This is a genomic window from uncultured Campylobacter sp. (assembly GCF_938018035.1).
In the GTDB taxonomy this organism is placed as follows: Bacteria; Campylobacterota; Campylobacteria; order Campylobacterales; family Campylobacteraceae; genus Campylobacter_B.
The window spans coordinates 22,678-29,852 of the sequence record NZ_CALIJF010000378.1; the positions used below are offsets into that span (position 1 = coordinate 22,678).

7 protein-coding genes are annotated in these 7,175 nt (G+C 48.2%); 1 reads left to right on the forward strand and 6 read right to left on the reverse strand.

Going from position 1 to position 7,175, the window contains the following annotated elements; all coding sequences use genetic code 11:
* Nucleotides 1-232: 232 nt before the first annotated feature.
* From Q0257_RS11530 to glmU, 6 genes are all read right to left on the reverse strand, one after another.
* On the reverse strand, nucleotides 233-1,264 hold the full coding sequence (locus tag Q0257_RS11530; protein ID WP_298024948.1) for an LptF/LptG family permease: 1,032 nt from the start codon (nucleotides 1,262-1,264) through the stop codon (nucleotides 233-235).
* Nucleotides 1,257-2,012, reverse strand: coding sequence for an A24 family peptidase (locus Q0257_RS11535; protein ID WP_298024950.1), 756 nt, complete (start codon nucleotides 2,010-2,012; stop codon nucleotides 1,257-1,259). Before Q0257_RS11535 ends, Q0257_RS11530 begins: the two co-directional genes overlap by 8 nt.
* A gap of 65 nt (nucleotides 2,013-2,077) precedes the next feature.
* On the reverse strand, nucleotides 2,078-2,503 hold the full coding sequence (locus Q0257_RS11540; RefSeq protein ID WP_298024952.1) for a hypothetical protein: 426 nt from the start codon (nucleotides 2,501-2,503) through the stop codon (nucleotides 2,078-2,080).
* A 319-nt stretch (nucleotides 2,504-2,822) separates the two neighbouring features.
* On the reverse strand, nucleotides 2,823-3,500 hold the full coding sequence (gene uppS, locus Q0257_RS11545; RefSeq protein ID WP_177387938.1) for a polyprenyl diphosphate synthase: 678 nt from the start codon (nucleotides 3,498-3,500) through the stop codon (nucleotides 2,823-2,825).
* Nucleotides 3,501-3,503: 3 nt separating this feature from the next.
* Nucleotides 3,504-4,685: a bifunctional phosphopantothenoylcysteine decarboxylase/phosphopantothenate--cysteine ligase CoaBC gene (coaBC, locus tag Q0257_RS11550; protein WP_298024953.1), complete on the reverse strand. Its 1,182-nt coding sequence runs from the start codon at nucleotides 4,683-4,685 to the stop codon at nucleotides 3,504-3,506.
* Nucleotides 4,678-5,979: a bifunctional UDP-N-acetylglucosamine diphosphorylase/glucosamine-1-phosphate N-acetyltransferase GlmU gene (glmU, locus tag Q0257_RS11555; RefSeq protein ID WP_298024955.1), complete on the reverse strand. Its 1,302-nt coding sequence runs from the start codon at nucleotides 5,977-5,979 to the stop codon at nucleotides 4,678-4,680. Before glmU ends, coaBC begins: the two co-directional genes overlap by 8 nt.
* A gap of 150 nt (nucleotides 5,980-6,129) precedes the next feature.
* Here glmU and Q0257_RS11560 point away from each other — a divergent pair, with 150 nt between their 5' ends.
* The gene (locus tag Q0257_RS11560; protein ID WP_298024957.1) at nucleotides 6,130-6,999 is read left to right on the forward strand and encodes an EamA family transporter; all 870 of its coding nucleotides are present in this window, start codon (nucleotides 6,130-6,132) and stop codon (nucleotides 6,997-6,999) included.
* The last annotated feature ends 176 nt before the right edge of the window (nucleotides 7,000-7,175 follow it).

Consider the following 7,175-nt stretch of genomic DNA (forward strand, 5'->3'; position numbering starts at 1 on the left):
TGCAGTATAGGTAGCCGTATCGCTTGCCGAGCTTGCGAGAGCGGAATTTTTAAAATTTAAAATTTTATCGTTTAAGATCAAAGCCTGCTCGCCGCTTTGCGCTTCATGCTTTAAATTTACGCCACGCAAAATTTCAGACGCACTAGCCTTGCTCGCCGAAATTTTATCCGCTAAATTTCGAGCAGACGAGCTTTTGTTTAAAATTTCGCCGCCGCAAAGCTCAGAGCTTTTTTCAGTACCTCGGGGCAATTTTGATCCTGTAGTAAAGCAGCGATGCGATAAGCGTAACGCCAAATGTCACGGGAAGCGCGATGCTCGGATGTTTGGAGAGTAGCATGATCAGCGCGAAGTAGCTAAAAAGCACGCCGAAAATCCCTGCGTAAACGAAGCCCTTTTCGTAGCGATAGGTCACGATACCGAGGCTTAGCGCAAACAGAAAGCTCGCCAGCGGAAAGAGCGAGACGAGGGTGTAGATGCTAAATTCCTTCCTGCGCTTTTCGCTGCCGCCCATCTCGCTCCAGTATCCGATCACGCCGCCTCCGCCGCGGATATTGCGGTCGCTTTGCGTGCGCAGAGTTAGGCTTTCAAACTCGCTTACGTGCCACTGATCGCCGCCCATCGTGTAAATTTTGCCGTCGTGTAGCATCGCCGAAAAGCTCGCGTTTTCGTTTTTAAACTCGCCGCTGCGCGCTACGATCATCCGCTCATGATCCTGCGAGCCACCTGGATTATACAGCACCAGATCCTTATACAGGGTGCTTGTGCCGTTGTTTTCCTGCGAATCGATAAAAACGAGCCAGTCGGAAAATTTCTGTCCGAATTCGTTGGATTTGATATTTAGCGTCGCGCTAATTTTTTTGTAATCGATGAAATTGTCCTTTAAATTTTCGGCTATCGGCATCATAAAAAGCGAGACGAAAAGCAGCGCCAAGGAACAGAGCGCGGCGCTTATGCCGAAAAACAGCGCGATCTTGCGCGTGGCGTAGCCGATCGTAAATATGACGATGGTTTCGTTCTCTTTAGATAGCCTAAAAAGCGAGATGCTAAGCGCTACAAAAAACGCGATCGGCACCGTAAATATGAGGATGCGCGGCAGCATGAAAAGATAGAGCTTGACTAGCTCTGAAAAATTTATCTCGATAAACGACGTAATGCGCGCGATCTGAAGGAAAAAGACGATCGACATTATGATAAAAAGCGTGCTAAAAAGCGACGCGAAGGAACCAACGAAATTGCTAAATAAATAGCGCTGCACCCTATCCATAAATGACGTCCAAGAGCCTTAAAATTTGATCTTTGAAGATAAAGGTAAGAAGCAGGCCCATCGATAAAAACGGCACGAACGGAAGTTCGTAGCCTCTTTTGTGCGCGATGAGATACGCAGGCAGCGTCAAAATCGCGCCGATGTAGATCGAGATGCCGCCCAGCTTCCAGCCCAAAATCGCCCCCATAACGCCCGCGATAAAAATATCCGCGCTTCCCATCGCTTCGCGCTTTAGCACGAAGGTGACGATGAGGCGTAGCACGAAAAATATCGCCGCGTATCCCGCCGCCGCGCCCACGCCGCTAAGATCAAAATCATACATCAGCGTGTAAGCAAGCGAAAGCGCCGTAACTACGTAAAGAAGGCTCTCCGGTACGGCTTTATACTCAAAATCGATCGCCGAAAGTGCCATAAGCAAGATGAAGCAAAGCCCGAGCACTGCGGCTTTTGCAAGATCGGGCTCGCCGAAATACGCCGCAAGCGCAAGCGCGCCGCCTAAAAGCTCGACAATCGGGTAGCGAATCGAAATTTTGGTTTTGCAAAAGGCGCATTTGCCGCCCAAAAAGAGCCACGAAAGCAGCGGGATATTGTGGTAAAATTTTAAAGCGTGAGAGCATTTCGGGCAGTGCGAAGCGGGGAAATTTACGCTCTGTCCGCGCGGCAGGCGGTAGATCAGGACGTTGCAAAACGAGCCTACGCAGGTGCCGAATACCGCAAAAATCACGCCGTAAACGATATTTAAATCCATCTTTTTCCTTTGGAGCTTTAACTTTTTAAAATTTAATCAAACGCTCTATGGTAGCGAGAAATTTCTTAGTTTTCATTGATTTTTTGCCTCTCGTAAGGGAAAAATTTTACGAAAATCGCCGCCGCGCCTACGCAAAATAAAATGGCTATGAGCCCCGCGATTAGCGGCTTGTCGTATGCCCCATATAATCCGCCGAAAATCAAAAATCCCGCCACCAGTATCACGGCGTCCAAAAGATCGAAGTTCAAAGTATCTACGATCCATAAAAACATAATATATGCGCCTATCCCGCTGCCTGCGGATGCCAAAATCCTCATTTTATCGGGGATGAAAGCAAACGCTAGCATAAAAAACACAAGCAGGCAAATATAGACCGACAGTATAAATTTCTTTGGTTTTTTATACACGCTGCCGCATCTTGGGCATCTTAGAGTTTTCATCGGCTTTTTGGTAAGCTTTTTGCCGCAACCGCATTGTATGTAGTAGCTCATAGCCTTCCTTTCGGTCTTTGCACGAATGCGCGGCGTGATTTTTAAAATTCTGCCGCGTTAAATTTACCGCACCTCGTAACACGGCTCGCGCTAGAGCTTTAAATTTAAAAGGGCGAAATTTAAAATTTCTATAGCGCCGCGCGCCTACATATTAAAATTTTAAATTTTACGGCGCTGCAAATTAAAATCCTGAAATTTTAAAATTTCAAGGTATCGCGAGTGCTCGCGGATTAAATTTTAAAATTTACCGCGTCGCAGGCGATTCTGCAAATTAAAATTTTAAAATTTAAAGCGACCGTTAGAGCGACTGCGCCACAGCTTAAAGGCCGCCGAAGCGGCGCTGTTTGCGGCGGAAATCATCCACTATGCGCGCAAGCTCCTCGCGCGTGAAATCGGGCCACAGCGTCGGCGTAAACGCAAGCTCGGCGTAGCTTGCCTGCCAGAGCAAGAAATTCGACAGCCGCTGCTCGCCGCCGGTGCGCACCAGCAGATCCACGTCGCCGCTGTGCGCGGTATCCAGATGCGCGCCGATGCCCGCTTCGCTTAGTCGCTCGCCGCTTGCAAGCAGCCGCTCGCACGCTCGCACGATCTCGTCGCGCGAGCCGTAGTTGATCGCTAGGTTAAAATTTAGCGCTCGCCCGTTTTGAGTTAAATTTGAAAGATATTCTATCTCGCTTCGCAGATCGCCCTCAAAAGCCGATATATCGCCGATCGGATAGAATTTTATCCCATTTTGGATAAATTTTTCGCGGCGCGAAATTAGGAATTTTTGAAGCAGTTTCATCAAAAATTCCACTTCGCTTTTCGGGCGCTTCCAATTTTCGGTGCTAAAGGCGTAGAGCGTGAGATTTGCGATGCCTTCGTCGATGCAAAACTCGCAGATCTGCTCCACGACTTCCGCGCCCGCTTCGTGCCCGCCGGTGCGCAGCAAACCGCGCTTTTTCGCCCAGCGCCCGTTGCCGTCCATCACAAGAGCGAGATGATTTAGGCTATTCACGGATCAGATTTTTTTCAGCTCAGCCGCGATTTTTAGGGCGACTTCGTCCTTCGGCGCGGTGTCGATTACGACCTGATCGTTTTTCGTGATGAAAGTGACCTTAAGGACGTCGCCGCCGAGCTTGATGATGTCGTCCAGCACGTTTAGGCAGACGGCGTCGAGGTGCTTTTCGTTTAGCATGCGTTTGGCCTCGCCGACGGCGTTTTCGCGGTCGGTTTCGAGTTTAAAGCCCACTTTTTTGATATTTCCGCGCACGGAGCTTAAGATATCCTCGTTTTCGCCCAGGCGTAAATTCCAAATTTCGCCGATCTCCGCTTTTTTCACCTTGTCTTTATAGCGCACCTTCGGCGAGTAATCGCTTACCGCAGCGGCCATTATCAAATATGCGCCGTCTGGGAATTTTGTGCTGTCAAGCGCCGATTTTAGCCCGATAGTGCTTTCAAATTTAACGAGCTTGTATGGTAAATTTTCATATTCGTTGCTAGAGATCAGTGTCACGTCCGCGCCTAGGTAAAACAGCGCATCGGCGAGCGCTTTGGAGGTTTTGCCGCTGGAGAAATTCGTAATGCCGCGCACGCTGTCGATCTTTTCGATCGTCGCTCCTCCGGTGATGATGACGGTTTTATCTTCCCAAAATTTATCGTTGTAAAGCGCGCGCTTTAGCGTCTGCATAATCGCCTCGGTGCTCGCTAGTCCGCCCTTGCCGGTATCTCCGCAAGCTAGGGTTTTTTCTATCGGACCCACAAAATACGCATTGACGCTCGCTTTTAGCATATCGATGCAGTTTTTTGTGATGTTATTTTCAAGCAGCGCGGGGTTCGCAGCGGGCGCGATGACTACCTTGGCATGGGCGAAAGCCGCGTTTAGCACCTCTAAAAATACGTTGTCGCAGACGCCCCACGCGAGCTTGTTTATCGTATTTGCCGTCGCAGGCGCGATCAAAACTAAATCCACCTTGGAATAAGCGATGTGGTTGATGCCCGCCTGCCAGTTTTCGTTGGCTTTGCAAAGCACGGGGTGATCGCACAGCGCCTCGAATGCCTTGTAGCTGACAAACTCCTGCACGCCGTCGCTAAGCGCGACATAGACGTCGAAATTCGACTTTTTCAGAGCGGATAAAATTTCAAACGCTTTGTAAAAACTGATACTCCCGCAAACCGCCAGTAAAACCTTTTTCTTACTCATCTTCGCTCCTAAAAAATTTATGGAAAAACCCATCTTTGTTGATTTGTTTGCTTCGGCTGATCGCCAGCGCGCCGCTTGGAACGTCGCTCGTAACCGTCGTGCCCGCGGCGATTATGACGTCGTCGGCCACCCGCACGGGCGCTACAAGCTGCGTATCCGAGCCAATAAAGACATTTTTGCCGATTATCGTTTTGTATTTTTTCTTGCCGTCGTAGTTGCACGTAATCGTGCCGCAGCCGATATTGCTGCCCTCATCGATCTCGCAATCCCCAAGATAGCTTAAATGCCCCGCCTTGATCTTGTTTACTTTCGCGTTTTTAAGCTCGACGAAATTTCCGATATGGGTGCCTATAACCTCGCATTTTGGGCGCAGATGCGCCATCGGACCGATGTCGGAATTTTTTACGACGCTATCTTCGATGACGCAGCCGCTTTTGATGAGCGAGCTTTCGATCACGCAAGGACCGATGATGCTTACGTTTTCTTGCAGCTCGCACTCGCCGATAAATTTTGCTCTGCTATCGATGTAGATGCTTTGAGGCAGGCGCATCAAAACGCCTTGCTTCATCAAATTTTCTTTGATCTCGTTTTGCATTAAATTTTCGGCGATGCTGAGGGCAAATTTATCGTTTATCCCCATGAAATTTTGCTCGTCCACCCACACGGCGACGCATTTTAAGCCCATATCTTTGGCGATTTTGATCGCGTCGGTGAGGTAGTATTCTTTTTGCGCGTTATCGGGTTTGATCTGCGGCAGAATTTGTTTCAATGCCTCGCTTTTGAAGCAGTAGCAGCCGGCGTTTGCGTCTTTTACCGCCTTTTCTTCCTCGTTTGCGTCCTTTTGCTCGACGATCTTTAAAATTTCGCCGCCGCGGGTGATTACGCGGCCGTATCCGAATGGATCGCGCGCGCTAAAAACGCTTAGATTTACCTCCGCGTCCCCATCGCAGAGTTTGCGAAGTTCGGCGCTTTTGACTAAAGGCATATCGCCGCAGATTATGAGCGTTTTTTTCCCGCGGATTTCGACCTCTTTTAGTCCGCCCGCAGTGCCGGGGAAATGCTCGTGGTCTTGTTTGTAGATTTTAGCGTTTGGGAAGTGCGCTAGAACCGCGCTTTTAACCTCGTCGAATTGATAGTGTAAAATCACGCTCACGTCGTTTGAAATTTCGTAAGCTTTCTTTAGGATGTGGATTATCATCGGCTCGCCGCAAAGCTCGAAAAGAACCTTGGCTTTTTGCGACTTCATCCGAGTGCCCAGCCCTGCGGCAAGAACTATAACCGAAACGTCGTTCATTTTTACCCTTAAATTTCAAAAATCGGATAATTTTAACACATTTAAAATAAATAAAAACCTAAATTTATGCCGCGCGGGCGAAATTTAAATCCCAAATTCAACTAAAATTTTATAAAATTCCGCCTAAATTTTAAAGCTTAGGTGGACGTTTTGAAAAAACTGATTTTGGTTACTTGTATTTGGGCTTTTAGTTTCTCTTTGATAGGCGAGTTTTTGCGCGGCATAGACAGCGCGTATTTGGCGTTTTTGCGCGTATCATTGGCGCTAATTTGCTTCCTGCCGTTTATGAAATTTCGCGGCGTAAATCCAGCCTTGGCGTTTAAAATTTGCGCCGTGGGCGCCGTGCAGATCGGCGTGATGTATATCTTCTACTACCGCAGCTTTGCGTATTTGAAGGTCTATGAAGTGGCGCTTTTTACGATATTTACTCCGTTTTACGTGACGCTGCTTTACGATGCGCTTAAGCTTAGATTTCGCGCGCTATATCTTTTCAGCGTCGCTGTCGCGGTGCTCGGGGCTTTGGTGATAAAATTCGGCGCGATAAATTCCGAGTTTTTGACGGGCTTTTTGCTTGTTCAAGGCGCAAATTTATGCTTCGGGCTCGGACAGAGCGTGTATAAATTTATGCTGGAGCGCCACGGCTTTAGCGAGCAGAAGGAGCTTTTCGGCTACTTTTTCGTCGGAGCTACCGCGGTTACGGCGATTGCTGCGATCGTGCTCGGAGATTTTTCTAAATTTAATCCCAGCTTCTCGCAGGGCGCGGTAATCGTGTATCTGGGCACTGTCGCAAGCGCTCTGGGGTATTTTTTGTGGAACAAAGGCGCGTGCGAGGTCGATAGCGGCGTGCTTGCGATTATGAATAACGCGCTCATCCCCGCAGCGATCGCCGTAAATTTAGTATTTTGGCAAAAGGACGCCGATCTGGCGCGCCTACTTGCGGGCTCGGCGCTGATCTACGTTTCGCTAATTTTGCATAAAAAGATTATGAAATTTTACGCCGTGCGCGAGCAAAGAATTTAGTATTTAACTAAAATTTTATATTTTTACATTAAAATTAGCCCTTATTTTAATTTGAAGTTGGCAAAATGAAAAAAACCTTGAAATTTATCGCCTTTACCCTGCTCATAGTCATTGCGATATACTTCTTATACGGCAAATTTTTTAAGCAAGAAGAGGCGCCGAAGGCCCTTACCACA

Coding starts and splice junctions, on each gene's coding strand:
- Q0257_RS11535 (WP_298024950.1), bottom strand. CDS start 2,012: ATGGATTTAAATATCGTTTACGGCGTGATTTTTGCGGTATTCGGCACC.
- glmU (WP_298024955.1), bottom strand. CDS start 5,979: ATGAACGACGTTTCGGTTATAGTTCTTGCCGCAGGGCTGGGCACTCGG.
- coaBC (WP_298024953.1), bottom strand. CDS start 4,685: ATGAGTAAGAAAAAGGTTTTACTGGCGGTTTGCGGGAGTATCAGTTTT.
- Q0257_RS11530 (WP_298024948.1), bottom strand. CDS start 1,264: ATGGATAGGGTGCAGCGCTATTTATTTAGCAATTTCGTTGGTTCCTTC.
- Q0257_RS11540 (WP_298024952.1), bottom strand. CDS start 2,503: ATGAGCTACTACATACAATGCGGTTGCGGCAAAAAGCTTACCAAAAAG.